The 20,212-nt window shown below is 60.6% G+C and carries 19 protein-coding genes and 1 tRNA gene; 3 read left to right on the top strand and 17 right to left on the bottom strand.

The annotated features are described in order from the left end of the window. Window positions 1-35: 35 nt before the first annotated feature. The 3 genes from CRD59_RS04400 to CRD59_RS04410 form a co-directional block, all read right to left on the bottom strand. Window positions 36-350, bottom strand: coding sequence for a hypothetical protein (locus CRD59_RS04400; RefSeq protein WP_113853482.1), 315 nt, complete (start codon window positions 348-350; stop codon window positions 36-38). A gap of 32 nt (window positions 351-382) precedes the next feature. After that, the gene (locus CRD59_RS04405) at window positions 383-2,347 is read right to left on the bottom strand and encodes a helix-turn-helix transcriptional regulator (RefSeq protein ID WP_113853483.1); all 1,965 of its coding nucleotides are present in this window, start codon (window positions 2,345-2,347) and stop codon (window positions 383-385) included. A 183-nt stretch (window positions 2,348-2,530) separates the two neighbouring features. Then, complete coding sequence (locus tag CRD59_RS04410) at window positions 2,531-3,961, bottom strand: UTP--glucose-1-phosphate uridylyltransferase (protein WP_113853484.1); 1,431 nt, start codon at window positions 3,959-3,961, stop codon at window positions 2,531-2,533. A gap of 170 nt (window positions 3,962-4,131) precedes the next feature. Between CRD59_RS04410 and CRD59_RS04415 the strand changes: the two genes are divergently transcribed. Continuing rightward, window positions 4,132-4,205 (top strand) — tRNA-Pro (locus CRD59_RS04415). Between the two features lie 461 nt (window positions 4,206-4,666). On the opposite strand, the gene CRD59_RS04420 is transcribed toward CRD59_RS04415, so the two are convergent. Then, on the bottom strand, window positions 4,667-5,371 hold the full coding sequence (locus CRD59_RS04420; protein ID WP_113853485.1) for a hypothetical protein: 705 nt from the start codon (window positions 5,369-5,371) through the stop codon (window positions 4,667-4,669). A gap of 218 nt (window positions 5,372-5,589) precedes the next feature. Here CRD59_RS04420 and CRD59_RS04425 point away from each other — a divergent pair, with 218 nt between their 5' ends. Continuing rightward, window positions 5,590-6,054: a YbhB/YbcL family Raf kinase inhibitor-like protein gene (locus CRD59_RS04425; RefSeq protein WP_113853486.1), complete on the top strand. Its 465-nt coding sequence runs from the start codon at window positions 5,590-5,592 to the stop codon at window positions 6,052-6,054. 66 nt (window positions 6,055-6,120) lie between these two features. On the opposite strand, the gene der is transcribed toward CRD59_RS04425, so the two are convergent. Continuing rightward, complete coding sequence (der, locus tag CRD59_RS04430; protein WP_113853487.1) at window positions 6,121-8,268, bottom strand: bifunctional cytidylate kinase/GTPase Der; 2,148 nt, start codon at window positions 8,266-8,268, stop codon at window positions 6,121-6,123. Continuing rightward, the gene (locus CRD59_RS04435) at window positions 8,265-9,038 is read right to left on the bottom strand and encodes a pseudouridine synthase (protein WP_113853488.1); all 774 of its coding nucleotides are present in this window, start codon (window positions 9,036-9,038) and stop codon (window positions 8,265-8,267) included. The genes der and CRD59_RS04435 overlap by 4 nt, the downstream gene beginning before the upstream one ends. 168 nt (window positions 9,039-9,206) lie before the next feature. On the opposite strand from CRD59_RS04435, the gene CRD59_RS04440 reads away from it, so the two are divergent. Further along, on the top strand, window positions 9,207-10,349 hold the full coding sequence (locus tag CRD59_RS04440) for an aquaporin (RefSeq protein ID WP_113853489.1): 1,143 nt from the start codon (window positions 9,207-9,209) through the stop codon (window positions 10,347-10,349). Here the strand turns inward: CRD59_RS04440 and CRD59_RS04445 are convergent. The 11 genes from CRD59_RS04445 to CRD59_RS04495 all read right to left on the bottom strand — a co-directional run bounded on the left by CRD59_RS04445 (window position 10,266) and on the right by CRD59_RS04495 (window position 20,209). Continuing rightward, window positions 10,266-10,628 carry a DUF3017 domain-containing protein gene (locus CRD59_RS04445; RefSeq protein WP_113853490.1) on the bottom strand — a complete coding sequence of 121 codons (363 nt, stop codon included), beginning with the start codon at window positions 10,626-10,628 and terminating at the stop codon, window positions 10,266-10,268. The genes CRD59_RS04440 and CRD59_RS04445 overlap by 84 nt on opposite strands. A gap of 50 nt (window positions 10,629-10,678) precedes the next feature. After that, the gene (locus CRD59_RS04450) at window positions 10,679-12,052 is read right to left on the bottom strand and encodes an NAD-dependent succinate-semialdehyde dehydrogenase (protein WP_113853491.1); all 1,374 of its coding nucleotides are present in this window, start codon (window positions 12,050-12,052) and stop codon (window positions 10,679-10,681) included. Between the two features lie 106 nt (window positions 12,053-12,158). Then, window positions 12,159-13,472 carry a cell division protein PerM gene (locus CRD59_RS04455; RefSeq protein WP_127920939.1) on the bottom strand — a complete coding sequence of 438 codons (1,314 nt, stop codon included), beginning with the start codon at window positions 13,470-13,472 and terminating at the stop codon, window positions 12,159-12,161. 72 nt (window positions 13,473-13,544) lie between these two features. Beyond that, entirely contained in the window at window positions 13,545-14,129 is a 585-nt protein-coding gene (locus CRD59_RS04460; protein WP_113853493.1) for an adenine phosphoribosyltransferase, read from the bottom strand. Window positions 14,130-14,212: 83 nt separating this feature from the next. Continuing rightward, window positions 14,213-14,716 carry a preprotein translocase subunit YajC gene (locus tag CRD59_RS04465; protein ID WP_236632720.1) on the bottom strand — a complete coding sequence of 168 codons (504 nt, stop codon included), beginning with the start codon at window positions 14,714-14,716 and terminating at the stop codon, window positions 14,213-14,215. Between the two features lie 70 nt (window positions 14,717-14,786). Further along, entirely contained in the window at window positions 14,787-15,851 is a 1,065-nt protein-coding gene (gene ruvB / locus CRD59_RS04470) for a Holliday junction branch migration DNA helicase RuvB (RefSeq protein ID WP_113853495.1), read from the bottom strand. Beyond that, a complete protein-coding gene (ruvA, locus tag CRD59_RS04475) occupies window positions 15,851-16,462 on the bottom strand; it encodes a Holliday junction branch migration protein RuvA (protein WP_113853496.1) in 612 nt (203 codons plus the stop codon). Before ruvA ends, ruvB begins: the two co-directional genes overlap by 1 nt. A 65-nt stretch (window positions 16,463-16,527) precedes the next feature. After that, complete coding sequence (gene ruvC / locus CRD59_RS04480) at window positions 16,528-17,109, bottom strand: crossover junction endodeoxyribonuclease RuvC (RefSeq protein ID WP_113853497.1); 582 nt, start codon at window positions 17,107-17,109, stop codon at window positions 16,528-16,530. Between the two features lie 6 nt (window positions 17,110-17,115). Continuing rightward, entirely contained in the window at window positions 17,116-17,871 is a 756-nt protein-coding gene (locus tag CRD59_RS04485) for a YebC/PmpR family DNA-binding transcriptional regulator (RefSeq protein ID WP_113853498.1), read from the bottom strand. A 129-nt stretch (window positions 17,872-18,000) separates the two neighbouring features. Continuing rightward, window positions 18,001-19,215: a glycosyltransferase family 4 protein gene (locus tag CRD59_RS04490; RefSeq protein ID WP_113853499.1), complete on the bottom strand. Its 1,215-nt coding sequence runs from the start codon at window positions 19,213-19,215 to the stop codon at window positions 18,001-18,003. Next, a complete protein-coding gene (locus CRD59_RS04495; protein ID WP_113853500.1) occupies window positions 19,199-20,209 on the bottom strand; it encodes a phosphatidylinositol mannoside acyltransferase in 1,011 nt (336 codons plus the stop codon). The genes CRD59_RS04490 and CRD59_RS04495 overlap by 17 nt, the downstream gene beginning before the upstream one ends. Window positions 20,210-20,212 lie beyond the last annotated feature (3 nt).

The raw sequence follows: 20,212 nt of genomic DNA on the forward strand, positions 1-20,212 counted from the left end.
CTCTATTCGGTTTCTCCCACCGCCCTGAGTCCCTGTCATTGGTTGAAGGACCGCCAGGCTGCCCAGCGTTCTAAGTGGTTACGGTGCGCCGCATCCTTACGCTTAAGGAGCCGGGCATGGGCATCAGCGTACCTGCCAGCACTGACTGAAACCGAATCGGTGAATGATGGGTCCTGCGCCGGCCGGCCCTTTGCTTCCGTACGGGCCGGATCGAGACGCTGATTGACCGCCGAACCGAAGGAGCCCAGCAGCTTGAGCGCTGCGTTCGCCCGTCTGAAGGCGTAGACCACGCCCATGACGAGCACAGCAAGCATGAGCAAGGCCAAAAGCAACCAGATCCACCAGGGCATGACTACCTCCTATGACTCATCGATACAGGCCTTCAGTCGTTGCGGTCGGCTGTACCGACTGAGATGGAAAGCTCGCGCTGGGCCCGGGCGAGTATCATCTTGCGCAGGGTCTCGGGGGCGACAGCGGTGATGTGCCGTGCATGGGCGATGCAGAAGGCCACGAACCATGAATCCGAGGATACGGTCAGGTGGACCTTCTGCCCCGGGCCGCATGTTTCGACCGATGCGCCTGGCAAGGACTTGATGAAGGGCAGGTTAGGCGAATCAGTCACGAACACCGCCGCCGTGCCATTGTCGAAGCTCCACTTGCGCAGTTCAGAGACCGGTACGTCCGGAAAATGAACGGCGTGTTTGGGCTTGACCAATTCACCGTGCTCAATGCGCGACAGACGCAGCACCTGCCATTGGCGGTTCCGCCCGGTCCCCTGCTTGAGCTTGGGCCTGGGCTTGGTTGGCTTGCCCGCCTCGTTTGGGTATGCGTCCTGATCCGCGGCTGTCCCTTCCGCTGCATCGCCGATGTCAGTCCACACAGCCGCGTAATACAGGCCCTCATCCACGAAAATCTTAGCCGGGGCTACGACTTTGCGTCTGGTGCGACCTGCTCCGTCGGTGTACTCCATGGTGAGCAGGGACCCCGTCCGTATGGCCCGCTGGACCAGTGAGAAGCTTGCTGGTTCCGTCTCGTAGCCGGTTAAGGAAAGCCAGGGGGTATCCCCGGGCCCGACATGCTTGCGCAGGCGTCGATACAGGGCACCGGCCTGCTGGCGGGATTGCCCGGGCAGCAGGGGCGAATGCGCCAGGTAGTTCAGGGAAGCGGTCAGCATGCTCAGGTATTGGGGAGAAATGCCGGCCAATCGTTCCAGACCCAGGGAGTTAGTGGCGGAGACGATGCCTGACTCGTCCAGGAGTGTCCAGTCGATGTCGAAGAACTGGGAGCCAGCCATCTCACCATCGTCCGAGACCGTGGTAAGCGTGTTGATGTCCTTGTGGATCGTGTTGACCGATTTTTTGAGTTCTTCGGGAGTGCTGGCCTTGCCTATGAAACGTTCGGCGAGTTCGGCCAGCGAGAATTCCTCTCCTAGGTGGGCGGACAGGAAGAGCATGAGCCGCAGGCGGCGGTCGACTTCGGAACCGGTCTGGAAGGCCTGGGATGACTTGCGTGGCCTGGGCTCACTCTCGCTTTCCGATTCGCCTTCGCCTGCTTCCTCGGCTTGGCCGCCGCTGATGGCTGGGGTCACTACGGTGGCTGTTGCATCACCAATGGATTCATCCGCCAATCCGAAAGCGGCGGCGGCGTTCAAGCGACGGTGGAACGCGTCGACCGCCTCCTGTGGGCTGACGATCGCTGCCCCGGGATGCTCCAGGACAAACATGGCCAGATCGTCCGAGTCGGTATATGCCACATTGAGGTTTTCACCATCAACATCAATCGTGGCGGCGAACCGGCGCGAATCAATGACCTTTACCAGGGAATCTGGCAAGTGCTGGGTACCCAGACCCGGTGCGATCGAATCCAGGCCGAGGCCCGGGATGGGAACCTGGGGTACACGTGGTGTTGTGCGTGAGACGGGCTGGATCGGTTGTGAGGCTTCCTGGGACATGGCAATCGAGCGGGCCAGGTAGTTGGCGGCGGCCAGTATCGGCAGGTCCTCCTGGTCGAATTGCATGCGGATGCGAGGTTCATCGCCCAGTTGAAGACGGTAGGAGGCGAAATCCTGTCCCTCGGACTTGGATGAGTATTCAGGCTGACGCGACTCGATTGCGATGCCCATGGCCGCGAGTTTGGCTCTGTCGCGCTGGAACTGCTTGGCAAAGGCCGCCTTTGCAGCCTGATCGGCCAGTTCCCCGTAGGAGTCGGCATAGGCCTTGACTCGCTGCGCGATTTGCCTGGAAGTCAGCCACTGGGGGAAGGCCGATGACAAAACGGCGAGGACATCGAGCTCGTGCTTCCCCCACTTGTCTGAGAATCGCCGTCTGCCGTTCGTTCCCTCTGCCATCAGTCCTCGCGTATCACTAGCATATTATATTAGGTATGTGTGCTTTGAACGCACACCTTCTATCATAGGTTGTTTTGACGAGCGTGGGAACCGGAATGTCCAAATCCACTGTTCATTTCTTGCATGGCTGACTTGCATGTTCCTGCATCACTGGTTATCAGACTACGACATTTTTCTGTGGGCCTATATCCAATCGTCTGGCTCGACCCCTTGGGGTCCGACGAACTGTCCGTTCGGCACATAAGATGGCCTTCCTTGGTCCTCCAGCCTGGCATCAGCATAGAAGGTCACGTCCCGGCCGAATGTCCAATCGCCCTCGATCGTAACCGAGTTGGCGGCGGCGAGGGCGGGCACCCCGTAGGGGAAATGGTCGTTGAAGTCTGCGATGTTCTTGTAGTAGCGCGGATCCAGCTGAACGTTCGGGAAGACGTAGTTGCCGTCCTCCATCTCATAGGAGTCGGTCAGGTGGAAACGGTCCGAACGCATGATGAAGAGGTCGTCAGTGGTCTTGACCGGCAGGAACCGCATCCGATCCACCTGTACGCATGTCGCCCCATCAAACAGGGCTGCGGCCGCCCCCATGGCGGTTTCCAGTTGAATCACCTTGGGGCTTGAAGGGTCGGCGGGGTCCACGGTCTTCTCGTTGACAATGACCGGCAGCGGCAGGATGCCCCTGTACTCCTCTAGCTTCGCCTTCAGCGCGTCCACCCGCACCCAGATGCTGTTCGTGTTGAAATAGGGGTGCTTATGGATGCTCATGGCCGAAGCGAGGTCATGCGGATGCACTTGGCTCATCTCACGAAGGAGCAGATGGCCTGTAGCCTTGTCAACGACGATATGACCACCCTTGCGGTCGGCCTCCGTGCGTTGGGCCACTTCGATCATGAAGGGCGAGCCGGATTGGGCGAAATGCCCGGCAAGCGTCCTGGACGGACGTGCGCCCAAATTGTCCGAGTTGGAGATGAACAGGTACTCAATCCCGGCCGATTGCAGCTTGTCCAGGAGTCCGGTTTCCCAAATCGCGGAGAAGAGATCCCCATGGCCGGGTGGACACCATTCTAGTTCGGGATTATCCGGGAAGGATGCAGGCTGTCCTGTTTCAGGGTCGATTTTGGGCTCTTGATGTTGGAGGATCTCGACAGGCACGTCGCTCTGGATGAATGCCTTATGCCGGCGAACGACCGCCATGCTGTCGGCCGACGTGCGGAATGAATTCATCAGTGTCAGAGGCAGTGGGACGCCGAGGCGTTGCCTGGCCGTGAGCACCTGCCCCAGGATAATGTCCAGGAACCGCATCCGTCGGGCCTTGTGCCGTCGCACCGGCAGTAGGGACTTGGCCTTCTCCAGTCCCATGGACGTGCCCAATCCCCCATTGAGTTTGAGAAAGGCGGTCTTTGAGAAGGCCTCAAGGGCCAGGTCCATGTCCATGGAGGCCCGGACCTCCTGGAAACTCCGGATGCCTCGCAGAGGCTCTATATCCTTTTCACGCAAGGATCCGCCGGTATCGCCGTGAGCCCATGCCTGGTAGAGGCGATCAAACTGGGCTATGGCCAGCCGGCTCATGCCGGTGTTGGCCATCTTCGTGTGACAAAGGGTCACGGCTGCGGAATCCATCGGTCTCCTTACGGTGCGACTGCCCACCAGTCTAGTCTCATACTCCATCGGCGGCCAAGCCGGTGGTGATCCGGAAGGATGGATTGCAGATTCAGGTCCGAGGGACTCGCCAATGGATTGGCGATTGGGTGCATATATGCTAAAGTATCGACTCGGTGCTGATGCACCGTCGGGCCGTAGCGCAGTTTGGTAGCGCACTTGACTGGGGGTCAAGGGGTCGCGGGTTCAAATCCCGCCGGCCCGACGAAATCATTTCAAGGGCTGGGCCGCCCGATTTGTTATGGCTTTTATTGCGCAGGCTTATAACCAATTGCCAGGCTTATTTGGCGCTTTTGCTGACTCCCATGATTCTGAGGACTCTTTTGCAGCTAGTCTTGTACTGGTTTGCCTAGTGTTGCCTGATGGCTGGCCGGCCAAAATGAGTCTGATGGTCAAGGATGTCTTTCATATCCCCACCCCTGCAGGGTAATGTCCGCTATCCATATGTGCTGAGTGTCGAGGATCGAAAAGGTATGTACGGCTTGTACCGTTCGTTGATTTCCGATTTGCCTGGAATGCGGCCATCATCTTTTTCAGCCGGGCCCGGTCCTCCGACGCTGTCGCAGCCTGTAATCGGCCTTGTCTTTCGCAAGTTATGCCCACCGCTTCGGAAAGCGGTTGGCAGTAGCATGCTGAGAATCTCAAGCAGCCAGGTTACGGGCCGCTTCACTGGCTTCTGACGGCCTTGATGTTGCGTTTGATGATTGAGCTGTGTTGGTCGGCATAATCGCGCCAGTTCTTTGCTTTGTAGGTCATTTCCTGCAACTGGTCCCTGTTCATGCCCGACTTGCATTCCAGCACGATCGAGCCGCCTTTTACGTTATCAACACTGGTGGCCAGCGCTATCACCGCCCTCCGCTCCCCCGGCTTTCCTTGATGCTCCTCAACAGCCCTTTCCCCCTCGTCGAGCGAGCGCTGCAGGCGTTTAATAGCGGCATCCGCTTCGCTGGAGCTGGACCGACAATCATCCATAGCCTGATTGAGCATCACCCGCTGGGCCATCCCGTTCAGCAGGAAACCTCCGCCTACCAGGATGGTGACCGCCACGATTGCAGCCAGCACCAGCAGCGTGATCCGCCGCTTGATGCCGGTCCCTGATTCCGGCCTCCGTGCATCGGCCGACGGCTCGGTCCAGACCATGCCGTCTCTTTCGCCATCCGTTTGTTCGCCGACTGGCCTGACTTGCAGCTGGTCATCACTAGTTGCACCTGAGGTTTTGGTCATGAGCGGTTCTGGGGCTTCAACCGGAGTCATGGAACCGAGCCGGATCCCCGTCTGCTTGTCCTCACCGCTTTCCCCGGTTGCTGTTGCCGGTTCCGAATGCGCCATGGCATTCACCTGGCTTGACCCATGTTCGTCTGCGATCCCCATACCTTTTCCCATCTAGTCCTGCTCTCGTGGACCAGTCGTTCCCGGCATCAACAGTCTATCGGTCGGGCTTGTCGTTCGACGTGCTTGAGCTCTTGCTCGAACCCTAAGTCATTGAATTAGAGGCTGTTCGCAGGCGCTGCCACGATATACTCGGTGCAGTCTGTGGTTGTGACTGGCGGGGCCGCAAAACCGGCCAATAGCAGGGAAAGCAGGTAGGCATGACACATGCGGGCCAATTCATCGGTGTATGCGAGGGCATAGGACGGGACGGGCGCTTCTTGGACCGGTACACCGGTAGAGGCGAGGATATGTCACCGGCCTTTCACTTCCGGCACATCCCTGACGGCACCCAATCTTTTGCTCTGGTCCTGCGCGATGAGAGCCACCCGCTCTTCGGCTCGATGACCCACTGGCTGTCCTGGAACCTGCCCGTGGGCGACCGGATCGAAGCCGGCATCCCGCACGGTCGGCGGATAGGCGGTATTTGCCAAGGACGGGCGTATGGCTGGCACCGATACCGCGGACCCAAACCGCCCAAAGGGCATACCCACCGCTACGTGTTCACCGTTTATGCGGTCTCTGGCCTCCTGGACCTGGATCCCCGAGCAGACCGTAGGCTGCTGCTCAAATCGCTGCAAGGGTGCACTCTGGCGAGCATTGAAATGGAAGGCCTTTACCAGTAGCTTGGCCGTGACTGCCACTCACCAGACCAGATGAGCAGCGTACCCCCCAGGATATTGTCGGGGAACTTACGAGCGGCTCTTGCCTTTCCCTTTCTTGTTTTCTCGGATATGGACCGAAAGCTGGATAGGGGTGCCTTGGAAGCCGAATTCCTCGCGAAGCCGGCGTTCCAGGAATCGCCTGTAAGAGGCCTCGAGAAAGCCTGTGGTGAAAATCACGAATCGTGGCGGACGTGTGGAGGCCTGGGTGGCGAACAGGATTCGTGGCTGCTTGCCGCCACGCAGGGGGTGGGGGTGCGCAGCCTGGACGGTGCCCAGGAAGGCGTTGAGCTTGCCGGTGGGTATACGTTGGTCCCATGAATCCAGGGCGGTACGCATGGCCTTGGCCAAGCGGTTGGTGTGCCAGCCTGACCTTGCCGACAGGTTGACCCGCTCAGCCCAGGTGACCCGGTCGAACTCGGTCTGCCACAGGCGTTCCAGGCGCTGGCGACCGAAGTCGTCCAGGAGGTCCCACTTATTGAAGACAAGTACGATGGCACGACCGGCGTCCACTGCCTGGCTCATAACCTTGAGATCCTGATCGGCAATGGGCTGAGAGGCGTCGAAGAGCACCAGGGCGAGTTCCGAGCGCTCGATTGCAGCCTGGGTGCGCAGGGATGAGTAGTACTCGGCCCCTGAAATCTTGTGCAGGCGGCGCTTGATGCCGGCCGTGTCGATGAAGAGCCAGTCCTGACCGTCCATTTCAACCGTCTCATCAATCGGGTCTCGGGTGGTGCCTGCCAGATCGTTGACGACGGCGCGCTCCTGACCAGCCAGCTGGTTCAGCAGGGAGGACTTCCCCACATTGGGCCTTCCAACCAGTGCCACCCGGCGCAGGTCGCTGCGGGTCAGCAGGCCGGATGTGGTCTCGGCGCGTTCGAGCTCGGCAAGAGCCGCATCCAGAAGGTCCCCTACGCCGCGTCCGTGCATGGCGGATATGGGATGAGGCTCACCCATGCCGAGCTTCCAGAATTCCGAGGCTGAGTAGTCGGCGTTCGTGGTATCCAATTTGTTTACCGCCAGGACCACCGGTTTGCCGGCTTTGCGCAACATGGACACCAGACGGCTGTCCATATCGGTCAGACCAACCTGCCCGTCGACCACGAAGCAGACCGCGTCGGCCAGCGAGACCGCCAGCTGGGCCTGGTCGGCGATGGCTGAGCCGATACCATGTGCATCAGCCTCCCAACCGCCGGTATCCACTATCTTGAAGTAGGTTCCTGCCCATTCGGCATCGTAGGAGACCCTGTCCCGGGTGACACCTGGGGTGTCTTCGACGACCGCCGCCCTACGGCCCAGGATGCGGTTGACCAGGGTGGATTTCCCGACGTTCGGTCTTCCGACTACAGCCAGGACGCCCACTCCCTTGCTTACCTGCTCCTCGTTGTCCTTGCCGCTTTCTGCCTCGATGATGGCCCTGTCCTCATCGTCAAGTTCGTAGTCGTTCAGGTCCCGTCTGTCGGAACCAGGCTCCTGATCCATGGCATCCCGGACAAGTACTGTCGCGGCATCAAGTGTTTGCTTGAATGTCATCTCCGAGTTGTCGATCTCGCTGACACCCTCGGCCGGCTTGGTAAAGGATGTGACCTGCGAATCCTTCCGATCCCGCGCGATCACATCGTCACGACCCACCATGCCTGCTGCCTGTGAGGACTGGCCGGCCCGACGGGCCTCGCGGACCTCGGGACGTGCGGTCAGCAGGATGCGCACCTGTGCGTCAGGTGCCACGACCGTGGTGATGTCCCGCCCTTCCGCCACAACACCTTTCCCGCGTGAGTAGGAGTCTTCGTCGGACTCGCCGGCTATATAGGCCCGCTGCGCGGCAATAAGGACGCGACGCACCGGCTGAATCGACGAGACGACCGAGACACGGGATGAGACTTCAGCAGAGCGTATCCGTTCGCCGACATCCTGGCCGTCCAGTCGCACCCACTGGTCATCCGGATCCAAGCTGATTTCGAAATGCCCTTCGGTGAACAAAGCGCCGACCGCCTCCACAATCGCCCGCTCATCAGTGTTCGAGGCATCCAGATCGATTCCCTGATTCAGGCACCAGAGGGCAGCGGCCCGGTACATGGCACCGGTATCGAGATAAGCGAGTCCGAAGCGCCCTGCCAGCGCTCTTGCGGTTGAGGACTTTCCGACTCCAGCGGGACCGTCGATGGCTACGGTGATCACAGGCCAACCTCCTTGTCCAAAGCCATGATCTCAGCCCTGGAAAGGACCCGGTACGATCCTGGCTTGACCTCCCCAAGTCGAATGGGGCCTATCTGGGTGCGCACCAGGCGTGCCACCGGGAAACCGACTGCGTCGAAAATGCGACGCACTATCCGGTTCTTGCCCGAGTGAAGAACGACCTTGACCATCGTATGCTCACGTGAGCGGTCCACGATCGCGCAGCGGTCGAGCTTGATCAGCCCGTCGTTCAGCAACACGCCCTGGGTGACCAGCCGCCGGCAGATGCTGCCGCTCAGCTTGCCTCGTACCGTGGCGATGTAGGTCTTTTCCACTTCGTACTTGGGATGCATGACGTGCTGGGCCAGCTCCCCGTCATCGGTCATCAGGATAAGGCCCTCGGAGTCATAGTCCAGACGCCCCATGTGGAAGACCCGCTCATAGCCATCACCGATGATGTCCCGAAGGGTATAGCGACCCTTGGGATCGTCCATGGCGGACAGGACCTTGCGAGGCTTGTTCAATGCCAGGGTCACATGCCTGCCTGAGATGTGGATGCGTGACCCATCCACACGGATCTGCTGCTTGTCCGGGTCCACCCGGCTGCCCAACTCTGTGACCAGGGCCCCGTCCACTTCGACCCTGCCTTCGGTGATGATCTGCTCGCACTTTCGGCGCGATCCGAAGCCCGCCTGGGCCAGGACCTTCTGTAGACGAATCCCCTCATCGGAGGCTGTATGCGCCCTCAAGGCGCGGGAATAAGGATGTGGCATCGTTCTCCCAACGTGGCCTGATACCATGACATATGAATGGCGAAATCACCTCATAGCCTACCTTAAGGCTCCGATTTCAGCCGTCGCCGGAAGCGCGTTCACTCCCCTCCCCAGTAAGGGGCCTACGCGTGGTCCGTGTGGACAATAAACGCAAGCGAAGGATGGCAGATGGATCCGGATACACAGACAAGCGCGGTGCAGGTTCTCAGACCCGGGATGGTGACCGCCATGCAGGTGGCCGCGGAATTCGCAGGGACGTTCATGATCTGCTTCGCGGTGTACGCGGTCTCATCCTGGGGGCGTATACCGTCCGGCACGACACCTTTGGCCGCGGCGCTGACCTTCGCCTTGGCCTTCCTGGCGGCCGGTTCCATTTTCGGAACCGTTTCCGGTGCCCATTTCAATCCTGCTGTCACGTTCGCCGCCATGTTCACGGCTCAGACAGGTTGGATACAGGGCCTGCTATACATCTTCGGCCAGCTGTTGGGTGCAGTGGCCGCCGGAGCAGCGGTCGTCGCGGTTCTGCCTTTTACCAAGGAAAACGACGGCAAGGTCTGGCTGGCCGCTGCCGTCAACGGTTTCGACAAGGGCTCACCCTCCGCGCAGATGCTGGGGCAATATCATCTCTCCTTCGGAGTCGCACTGGCGATTGTCGCTGAATTGATAGCGAGTCTCATCGTCGTCGGTACCGCCGTCACCAGCCTCACGGAGGACGGGCGGTCCAAGGAAGGACATGTCCTGCGTTCCGCCGCCGCCTACGGTGTAGGTGTCATGATCACCTATCCGGTGACCGGCGCGGGCCTGAACCCGGCGCGATCCACCGGCATCGCCCTGTTCGCCCGCGGCAAGGGCTTGGCCGTGGATCCGCTCAGTCAGCTGCCGATCTTCTGGATCTGCCCGCTCATGGCCGGTGCCGTCGTCGGTCTTATCGTCATCCTGTGCCACATGATTGTGGATGGCGCCAGAGCCAAACTGGATACGGCACCGGAAAGCACGATCGATGTACCCGAGGTTCTCTTGGGCACCGAAGGTCGCACCCATGGCGACGTTGAAAGGGTGACGATGACCGAGACCGTGGAGACTTCCGAAGGGGAACCAGAGTTCTCCGGCATCAAGCAATCAGAGCCTGCCGCACCAGATGCCGATAAGGTAGCGGGCTCTGACGATTCAGCGCCCAGGCAGGAGAGTGGGGATCCGGACATGCTCGAGCCCGCCGCAGGTGATGCCTCAGAAGAGCAGAAGCACACTCAGGTAAGTGATCATAAGCCCAAGGCCAAGACCGATGCAGATGAAGACGTCAAATCCGACTGACCTGACCTTCCAAGGGCTGCGTTCTCGAAGGAACAGCCGTAGCAAGCCAAGAACAAGAGAAGTCAGAGCCATAAGGCAGGTCCCGGCCAAAGTGTGTCCCGTGGCGGCCAGCAGGGCCGAACAGATGACCAGGAGGCCTACGGCCCATTCAGCCTGAGGCTTACCCTCCCCTGCTTCGGAGACACGAGGCGCCTGGTCCGTCCGCCCCGTGGGTGGTCGCCTTACAGACTCAGCGGATGATCGACCGGGCTCGTGCTTGTGTCGGGCCACCAGATTCATCCGTCGCCTCAGTTCTCTAGTTGTGCAGGGCCAGGAACCAGCTTAGCGCATCAGCGCCCGCTCTCGTCCAGAATCAGATGTTCATTCGCAAAAGCATCGAAGCCATATGTGTAGAGCTCGCGGCCGAATCCGGAGTTCTTCACACCTCCGAAGGGCAGTCCGGGTGCCGTTGTCCATGGACCGTTGATGAAGCCCATTCCGGTTTCGATACCCTCTGCCACACGCTCGGCTCGTTCGGGGTCGCCGGACACGATCACCGAACCCAAGCCGTAGCTGGAGTCGTTTGCCAGGTCCAAGGCCTCCCTGACGGATTCCACCTTGTACACCGCGGCGACGGGGCCGAACATCTCCTGGTCGTAGACCGGGTTGTCCGGTGCTATATCCGTCAACACGGTCGGCTGGAAGAAGGCTCCCGGGGAGTCGAGCCGCTCATTGCCATAGGCCACATGGGCCCCCGCATCGACGGCCGCATCCACCTGCTTCTGGAGGTTGTCCCTGGCTCCTACGGAGGACATGGGACCCAAGGTCGTGGCAGGATCGGACGGGTCCCCTGGTTTCGGCTTGGCAAAAGCCTCGGTCATGATATCCATGAATTCGTCATACTTCGATTCCATCACGATGAAGCGTTTGGAGGCGCAGCAGACCTGGCCGGTGTTGCCCAGTCGGGCGTCCGGCGCCAACCTGGCGACCTCACTCATGTCGGCATCGTCCAGGACGATGAAGACATCGTTACCCCCCAATTCCATGGTGGATTTCTTAAGATGCTCACCGGCGGATCGTGCCACGGAAGAGCCCCCGCGCTCAGAGCCGGTCAAGGCCACGCCGGCGACGCGTCTGTCAGCTATGGCTTTGTCGACCTGGCCATAGTCCATCCGGAGGTTGGACAGGCTCCCTTTCGGGGCGCCGGCACGCTCCACGATGTCAGCAAAGGCCTGAGCGCAGGCGGGAATATTGGAAGCGTCCTTGAGGATCATCGGGTTGCCGAGTATGAAGTTCGGGGCAAACACCCTCATGATCTGGTAGTAGGGGAAGTTCCAGGGTTCGACCATGATCAGGACGCCGAGTGCCTGCTTGACCACATGACCGTGTCCAGTATCCGTCTCGAGCGTGGTCGGTTTGAGGAGCTCTTCTGCGTGATCCGCGAAATAGTCAGCGATAGAGATGCAGATGTCCACTTCCGCTTGTGACTCACTGATACGCTTGCCCATCTCCATGGTTATCAAGCCCGACAGCCGTGTCCTATCTTCCCCCATCAACCTGGCCACCCCGTGCAGGATTTTTGAACGGAGGTCAGCTTGCCCCCCGCGCCAGTGCTTGTATAAAGCGTGCCCCCTAGCCAAGGCATCCTCGAGGTCGCTGTTGCCGGCATCCGGATAGCTTCTCACCAGCGTATTCGTATAGGGGTTTATGGTCTGATATGTCATCTCATTCTCCTTTGAATGTGAACACCTTCTCAGTGTATCGCTCCGGCGTCGGCCTGCATAGACCCACTTCCCCATACAGGTTGGGCACATCTCAGGGGGGGGGGGGCTATGACCGGTCAGGATCTCGATGATTAGCTGTGGTAGAGCCGACTGATGCCGTGGTGCCGCTTTGCTTTGCAGGGGCAGAGTTGACCTTGGGACTGCTGCTGTCTCGTCCGATGTTGCCATGTTCAGGCTCTGCGGTTATCGTATCGGAGGACCTGAGCGGGCTGTTCCGCCAAGCCAGTACTACAGCCGCGGCAAGCAGGAACAGCAGCCAGGAAGTGGACAGCCCCACGAGCAGGGCACGGGCAACGACCGCTATGGCCTGTGTCGTGTCTACGCCCACTCGGGCCAGTCGGTGCTCGCCCAGCGCTCCGCCTGACCATAGGAAGCCAAGGCCCAAAGCCACACTTGATAAGGTGCATGCGACCACAAGGCCCAATAAGTTCCAGGCATAGGACTTTATCAGAGCCGTATCCAAGGTGCCCAATCCATGCTTGCGGAGCTTTTCCATCAGCCCCAGGCCCTTTCGACTGCAGAGAGTAGCCATGGACAGGATGAAGGCCAGCAAAGCCGGAAAAATCAGCAGGAAGGCGCGCATGGGTGTGTTGGCGACTGGATCCGGCAGCAGGCCGAATACCGGCAGCGCCGGTAAAGCGCGCGCATGCCCCGTCCATAAGGTGAATGTGGCCAGATCGCCGATCGAAAAACCCGCTCCGCATGCCCAGGACAGGGCCCAGATGATCAGGTTGGGCAGCCAGGCCAGAGCAGCCAGCGAGCTGACGATGCGCGATCCTGGCCCCATATGCGACAGGGTGAAGAGGCGCGCGACGGAATCGTGATAGAGGAAAATCCAGACCAGGACGATGATGAGGGCTTCCAGGAGCATTGTCGCCACTATCCAAAAGGCCAGTCGGGCTCCTGCCGCCACACTTGCCCTCAATGCTGCGGGCAGGCGTTCAACAATATGTGTCTTCACCCATTCCCGGACCCCCTGTTCCTGAGCCAAGGCCAGGGCATAGGCGCAAAGGAAGACGACTGCGCTTTTTGACTCTACGGCGACAACGCCATCGACTACGTACATGCCGTGTGGATCCTGGACGGCCAAGGTACAGACCAGCCATGTCAGCAGACCTGCGGCAAAAGCGGGCCATGAGGGACCGAAACGTCTGATCAAGGCGGCGGTAAGAGCCAGCAGGAGCGCCGTCAGCCCCAATGGCATGATGGTCAGTGTGAGCGCTCCTGCATGGAAGCCGGTCCCCTGGCTCAGCAGGAAAATCGCCTGGGTTAGGGGGAAGGCGTTGGCAGAGAGGTTCGGGCCTCCCTCTTCCATGGAAACTATGAGCAGCAGCAAAGCCATGCAGGACCCGATCGCCATGGCATAAATGGACACTGCCGCAAGCGAGGCATAAACCCCCCTTATCCCTGCCTTCAGCTTTGCTTTCATCGTTCAGGCGGGCATTGAGACCAGGGCCGTGATGGGGTGCGGCTCTAAGGTTCGGCGTCCTTGCAGACCTTCCAGCTCCATGACGAAGCTGAAGCCGGCTACCTGGCCACCCGCACGTTCGATCAGATCGGCCGCCGCTTTGGCTGAGCCTCCCGTGGCGATCAGATCATCGACCACAAGCACCCGCTCTCCAGGGTGCACCGCACCTTCCTCCGCCTCAATGCTCGCCGTACCGTATTCCAGGGAATAGTCCTGTGCCAGGGTGCGCGGTGGAAGCTTTCCTTTCTTCCGCAGTGCTATGAAACCTTTGCCTAAAGCAAGGGCAAGCTGGGGGCCGAGCAGGAACCCACGGGCCTCCAAGCCAGCAACGGCGTCGAAAGAGTCTGCATCAGCTGGCAGAGTCCTGACCAGCGCATCGGTCAGTATCCTGAGGCCACGGGGATCGGCCATGGCCGGCAGGAAGTCACGGAAAAGGATTCCGGGCTTCGGGAAATCGGGGATGGTTCTCATAAGGGATACCAGATACCGGGCATCCTCGGACCCCACTGCGCCAAGTTGGGCGATACTGATGTCGCTGGACTGAGCCATGGTCTTCTTTCTGTCGTTTCCTGTCCGCGGGTGTCCGCGCATGCCTGAACCGCCAAGCGGGCGGGTACCCGCTTCGAGCGTTATCAGTCCTGCACGGACCTGTCCCCTGAAGGCTCCTCTTTGCTGCCTTCGGCAACCTTGGGCTCCTGATGTTCCGTATCGGCCGCATGCCCATCCTGCGATGGCTCGGAATGCTCCCCGGAGGGATCCCCGCCGCTCTGGGCAGGCCCTTCCTGGCTACCGTCCAGCTCCTCTTCGGGCTCCGGCAGCGGGTTGCCCTCTTCGTCGACCTCATCATCATGCACATAAGCGGGGACGACCGGAGGCTTGGTGATGGCCTGGATACGCCACCGGGATAGGGAACCTTCGGAGTCGACCACGACCTGTTCCTTCTCAAGGTCCACCGAAACGACCTTACCCAGCAGTCCTGAAGCCGTCGCAACCTCGACGCCCGGCTTGAGCGTCTGCCGGAAGTCCTGAACCTGACCCTGCCGTTGCTTGTTCTTACGGGAGGACCACCAGGTCATGCCGAACATCAAAGCGATCAGCACGATGAGGAAGAACATGGACGACATGTTTGACTGCACGATAGGCTCCTTATGGGTCCGATATCAAGGCGGGCGTCAATCGACGCCCGACAGCGCCAGAGGCTTCATTCTAGAATAGCTTAGTGACATCCTCGCGAGGCTTGAGCCCGAGGTGCTCCCAGGCTTTGGCGGTGGCGACCCGGCCTTTGGGTGTGCGTACAAGGAAGCCTTCCCTCACGAGGTAGGGTTCACAAACCGTCTCCACGGTCTCTGCCTCCTCCCCTACCATGGCCGCAAGATTGTTCAGACCCACCGGCCCCCCTTCGAAGGAACGGACGATGGCGTCAAGCACAGCCAGATCCAGGCGGTCCAAGCCCTCCGAATCTATCTGGTAGAGAGCAAGGGCCTCCTTGACGTCCTCGGGGCCCACTTGCGAAAGGTCGTGGACCACGGCCCAGTCGCGCACCCTGCGCAACAGGCGGTTGGCGATGCGCGGCGTACCACGCGAGCGACGGGAGAGCTGGGTACAGGCAGCCCCGGTGACGTCAATCCCGAGTACCTTGGACGAGCGAGCCACGAGGCGTTCCAACTCCTGGGGCGGATAGAAGTCGAGATGGGCGGTGAAGCCGAAGCGCGCGCGCAGGGGGGAAGGCAGCATGCCCTCCCGAGTGGTTGCTCCTATGACCGTGAACCTTGGCAAGGTGAGGGGAATCGACGAGGCCCCGGGCCCTTTGCCGACCATCACATCGACTCGGAAGTCCTCCATCGCTATATAGAGCAGTTCTTCAGCGGCTCGTGGCAAACGGTGAATCTCGTCTATGAACAGTACCTCGCCGGCCTCAAGAGAACTGAGTATGGAGGCCAGGTCCCCTGCGTGCTGGACAGCAGGGCCGGAGGTGATACGGATGGGCACTTCAAGCTCATGGGCAACGATCATCGCCAGTGTGGTCTTGCCCAGCCCGGGCGGACCGGCCAGCAGGATGTGGTCCGGTGCCACGTCCCTTTTGCGGGCGGCCTTGAGGAACAAATCCAGCTGAGCCTTCAGCCGTGGCTGTCCGATGAAACCTTCCAAATCCTGAGGGCGCAGTTCCTCGTCGGATACGGGCTCACCCTCGATCGGCGCGGCCGAGACCATCCGCAGGGACTGCTCTGCGCTTTCGTCGTTACCAGCGCCGCCGTCTGTCTGCTTAACCATCAACGACCCCTGTCCATCGAAGTCAGGGCAGCCTTGAGCACAGCCGGGACATCCTTGCCGTCCAGCGGCAGTTGGTACCCGCCTTCCTCACAGGTCTTCTCCACGGCCCGCTGGGCATCACGCTCCTGCCAACCGAGGGATACTAACCCCTTGATGACCTGACTGAGGCTTTCATCGGCTGGCTGTCGGGAGTTCCGAGCCTCCAGGCCGGACACATCCACTTTGCCGGAGAGCTCCAGAATAATCTTCTGAGCGCCTTTTTTTCCCAGTCCGGGAGCCCTGGCCAGTGTGGTCGCATCACCTTGGGAGACGGCCTGGGCCAGCATGTCCGGGGTCAGGGTGGAAAGGATGGATAAAGCAACTCGCGGGCCTATGCCACTCACTTTTTGCAGCTGTACGAACAGGGATTTTGAAGTCCGTGACAGAAAACCGTACAGCGTGACGGAGTCCTGGGAGACAATCAGGCTGGTATGCACAGTCACCCGAGTGCCCGTGCGCAGACCCGTCAGATCCGACATGGGCATCCGTACTTCGTAACCGACTCCGCCGACATCAATGACGGCGAGGGCCTGTTCGATCTGAGCCACCGATCCGGTCAACATAGCCAGCATGCGCGCCTCGCTCCCCTTCAGCCGAATCCGGTCCGGCTCATGTTCGAACACCTGTTCGACTGAGATTACATGTCCCGCTGGACCGGACCCCGCCGCTTCGTTCGCTGTTGAGCCTGTGCCCACTGCCGCTGGGCCTGGGTCAGATGCTGCTCACGCTCACCGCCTTGAAGTGCGCCTGCAGGTCTCAATGCATGACAAATGGCCTGCGCCAAGGCGTCTGCCGCATCCGCGGGTTTCGGCAGACGGTCCAGGCGAAGAAGCCGGGCCACCATGCGTTCAACCTGAATCTTCTCGGCCTGTCCATTGCCCGTGACCGCAAGTTTGGCCTCGGTGGGCGTGTGCAAGGCCACAGGGATGCCGCGCTGAGCCGCGGCGAGCATAGCCAGCCCGGCAGCCTGAGCCGTGCCCAGAACCGTGTTGCGATTGGCCTGGGCGAAGACCCTCTCGATTGAGACCACATCCGGACTGAACTCGTCGATTTGGTCGGCCAGGCCATCATAGATCGCCAGTAGGCGTAGGTCCTGGGACAGTTCAGGTGCGGATCGGATTACGTCGACATGGACGAACGAGAGCTTGCGAGAGGCCTCCGCCTCGATGACGCCGACCCCACAACGTGTCAGGCCAGGATCGACGCCGAAGACGATCACTGGGCCTTATTCCTCGTCGAGTTGGGCCATGACCTCATCCGACGCGGTCCAATTGCTGTAAATGTCCTGCACATCATCAAGGTCATCCAGGCTGTCGATGAGCTTGGAGACCTTGCGAGCGGCATCCACATCCAGCGTCACCTCGGTCTTGGGATTCAGGACTAAATCGGCTGAGTCATAGTCCACGCCTGCGTCCTGCAGGGCCTTTCGGACCGTTACCAGGTCGGTCGGCGCGGTAATCACCGTGAAGCTCTCGCCATCGTCCTGTACGTCCTCGGCACCGGCTTCCGCGGCTTTTTCGAACACGTCATCATAGGAGGCGCCGTCAGCGGGGACCACTATCTGGCCCTTGCGCTCGAAGTTGAAGGAGACCGAACCGTTCTGGGCCAGAGAGCCACCATTCTTCGTCAGGGTGGAACGCACCTCGGCGGCCGCACGGTTGCGGTTGTCGGTAAGGCACTCGATGATCAGACCAACGCCAGCGGGTGCATACCCTTCGTATACGATTGACTCGTAGTTGGCAGCACCTGCCTCCTCGCCGGAGCCGCGCTTGACAGCTCGAGATATGTTGTCGGCAGGCACGGAGGATTTCTTGGCCTTGACGATAGCATCGTAGAGGGTGGGGTTGCCGTCGGGATCACCGCCACCCGTGCGGGCAGCGATCTCAATGTTCTTGATCAGCTTGGCGAAGAGCTTGCCGCGCTTGGCGTCGATGGCGGCCTTCTTGTGCTTCGTGGTCGCCCACTTTGAATGCCCTGACATATCGCTCCTGACAATTTGAGGATGCACTGAACTCGGATAATTCTATGTGTTCTCTTTGACAATCCTAGCGTCGTCCTGGCTGTCGTGTGCGTCTTACGCCAAGGACGTCGGAGACGTAGGGGGTTCTGGTCAATCCCGGCGGGCGGACCGCAGCGCCTTGGCGTAGACGGCCAGGACCTGCGAGGTCACCTTCCCCCAGTCGTAGGTGAGCGCGCGCTCGCGACCAGCCTGTGCCAGGGCCTCACGCTTGGACCGGTCCGCCAGCAGATTTCCGATTAGACGGGCGCAGGCGGCCCCGTCGCCTGCGGGGAAATGCATGGCGGAACGGCCATGTTGGGAAACTGCCTGGAAGGCTTCCAAATCCGAAGCTACGATGGGACATCCTGCCGCCATGGCTTCGGCCAGGACGATTCCGAATGATTCACCGCCGGTCTGGGGCGCGACGTACACATCCAGGCTCCGGTAGAATCGCGCCTTGCCTTCGTCCGAAACCCGACCGAGGAACTCCATGTGTTCCTCCAATCCGGGATCCGCGGCATGGACTATTTTGCGGGCCTCCTCCTGCCCGTCGCCGGCACAAAGAAAACGGGCACCGGGCCATTTGTCCAGCAGGTTGAGGGCTGCCCTCACGAAGACCGCGAAGCCCTTGCGCTCCTCACCCATGCGGCCAAGGAAACCGATTGTCGGGGCCTGGACGCTTCCTTGCCATTTCGCGCACGGGTCGGCCTGGTCGAAGAAGGATGCTCTGATCCCGTTTGGGATGATCTGCACTTGCGTGGATGGATGCAGATAGCGGATGGCGGTGTCCATGGCCGCCTCACTTACACAGACCGCCTGTCTGATCCCACCCAGATGGGAACGCAGGTAGGGTTGGGCTATTTTCAAGGCCAGTGGGTAAGAGTCGAAGGAGGCGTGGAAGGTGGCCACATATGGGCAGGGCGCGAAGCCCCTGAGCAGGGGCTTATGGCTCAGGCTGGGCACTTCGGGCTCGTGCAGGTGCAGGATGTCGAAACGACCTTGTCGCACCCATTGACGGGTGGTGCGACCTGCCGCACCGAAATAGCTCAGATTCGCGACGGAACCGTTATAGGGCACCGCAAAGGAGGAACCTGTCGTATGCACCCAAAGAGGCATATCGGCGGTCCGCCGACCCGGGGCCAGGACCTGTACCTGGTGCCCCCGCTCGATCAGCTGCTGGGCGAAATCCCGGATATGCAGCTGGACACCGCCTGGGGTTTCGAAGGAATAGGGAGAGATGATGCCGACCCTGAGCTTGCGGCCGTTAAGGGGATCTTCGCCGCCGGTCCCCCGCTCCCAAGCCGGTGCCTCAACGATCACGACCATCCTCCTGTTCCCTGCGCCGATTCCCATGGCTCTGCATAACTTCACGCAATTGAGGTGGCACATTGTGCAGGCGGCTGGAGTCCAGGTCCTCGACGAAAATCGGTTGCATCATATGCCAATCCTGAGGGTGGGACCTGATGTTGACCGCCCACTGGTCCACCCAGGCCTGGGTGAGACGCTGGACTGCCTGCCCGCGGGGCAGGTCCCGGTATGGGGTGATGTCAATCGGCCCGTCAATGCGGCAGACATATCCATAAGGGTTTTTGGCCCGCCGTCGACGTGCCCCATGCAGACGCTCCCTATGCATATTGACCGTATAGAGCGGCAGATCCGTGTCCAAGGCTAGGACAGCCGGTCCGGCGGCCACCCGTATGACCGAATCGAAGGCATGGACGAAGACCCCGTTGCGGCTGAGATCACGGTCCGCCAGCAGCGGGACAACCTGCCCGGCGTCATGCAGCCGATCGGTCAGGCGTTGGATCAGACCTTCCTGCCCGGTCAGCAGGATGGTCATCCCCAATCCCGTGCGTATACGCACGAAGGCCTCCAGAAGCTCCTGGTCAGCCAGGCGTTCCGCAACCGTCGTCACATGACCCAGCTCGTGACCAGCCCAGAAACCGGCGTAGTCCCAATTGCCTTGGTGGCCCATGGCGATGGGCACGGAACGAAAGGGAATATCCGAGCGGGCCGGATCGGGGTAGCCGCTGCCTTCTGTGCGCACCCTCGCCATGAGCTCATCGGGGGTGCGGGCACCGACGGTGAGCGCTTCGCAGAAGTAGGCGAAGTAGGAGCGAAGGGATTCCCTGCTCATCTGCCGCAAGCGCACCCGTGGGAGTGGTCCCATGACATGGCGCAGATTGCGTTCAAGCTGGGGTACGCCCCCCATGTGCAGCGCCCAGGCCAGGTCGGCCGCCAGATTCGACAGGGTCCGCAAGACACCTTCCGGAACATGACCCACATGATGCATCAGCACCAGCAACAGCTTGGTGACCATACG

Source organism: Bifidobacterium xylocopae, assembly GCF_003315615.1.
GTDB classification, from domain to species: Bacteria; Actinomycetota; Actinomycetes; order Actinomycetales; family Bifidobacteriaceae; genus Bombiscardovia; species Bombiscardovia xylocopae.

Coding starts and splice junctions, on each gene's coding strand:
- CRD59_RS04435 (WP_113853488.1), bottom strand. CDS start 9,038: ATGCCACATCCTTATTCCCGCGCCTTGAGGGCGCATACAGCCTCCGAT.
- CRD59_RS04400 (WP_113853482.1), bottom strand. CDS start 350: ATGCCCTGGTGGATCTGGTTGCTTTTGGCCTTGCTCATGCTTGCTGTG.
- CRD59_RS04445 (WP_113853490.1), bottom strand. CDS start 10,628: ATGAATCTGGTGGCCCGACACAAGCACGAGCCCGGTCGATCATCCGCT.
- CRD59_RS04450 (WP_113853491.1), bottom strand. CDS start 12,052: ATGACATATCAGACCATAAACCCCTATACGAATACGCTGGTGAGAAGC.
- CRD59_RS04490 (WP_113853499.1), bottom strand. CDS start 19,215: ATGGTCGTGATCGTTGAGGCACCGGCTTGGGAGCGGGGGACCGGCGGC.
- CRD59_RS04460 (WP_113853493.1), bottom strand. CDS start 14,129: ATGGCTCAGTCCAGCGACATCAGTATCGCCCAACTTGGCGCAGTGGGG.
- CRD59_RS04410 (WP_113853484.1), bottom strand. CDS start 3,961: ATGGATTCCGCAGCCGTGACCCTTTGTCACACGAAGATGGCCAACACC.
- CRD59_RS04440 (WP_113853489.1), top strand. CDS start 9,207: ATGGATCCGGATACACAGACAAGCGCGGTGCAGGTTCTCAGACCCGGG.
- CRD59_RS04405 (WP_113853483.1), bottom strand. CDS start 2,347: ATGGCAGAGGGAACGAACGGCAGACGGCGATTCTCAGACAAGTGGGGG.
- CRD59_RS04485 (WP_113853498.1), bottom strand. CDS start 17,871: ATGTCAGGGCATTCAAAGTGGGCGACCACGAAGCACAAGAAGGCCGCC.
- CRD59_RS04420 (WP_113853485.1), bottom strand. CDS start 5,371: ATGGGGATCGCAGACGAACATGGGTCAAGCCAGGTGAATGCCATGGCG.
- ruvA (WP_113853496.1), bottom strand. CDS start 16,462: ATGCTGGCTATGTTGACCGGATCGGTGGCTCAGATCGAACAGGCCCTC.
- ruvB (WP_113853495.1), bottom strand. CDS start 15,851: ATGGTTAAGCAGACAGACGGCGGCGCTGGTAACGACGAAAGCGCAGAG.
- CRD59_RS04455 (WP_127920939.1), bottom strand. CDS start 13,472: ATGGCGATCGGGTCCTGCATGGCTTTGCTGCTGCTCATAGTTTCCATG.
- CRD59_RS04425 (WP_113853486.1), top strand. CDS start 5,590: ATGACACATGCGGGCCAATTCATCGGTGTATGCGAGGGCATAGGACGG.
- CRD59_RS04495 (WP_113853500.1), bottom strand. CDS start 20,209: ATGGTCACCAAGCTGTTGCTGGTGCTGATGCATCATGTGGGTCATGTT.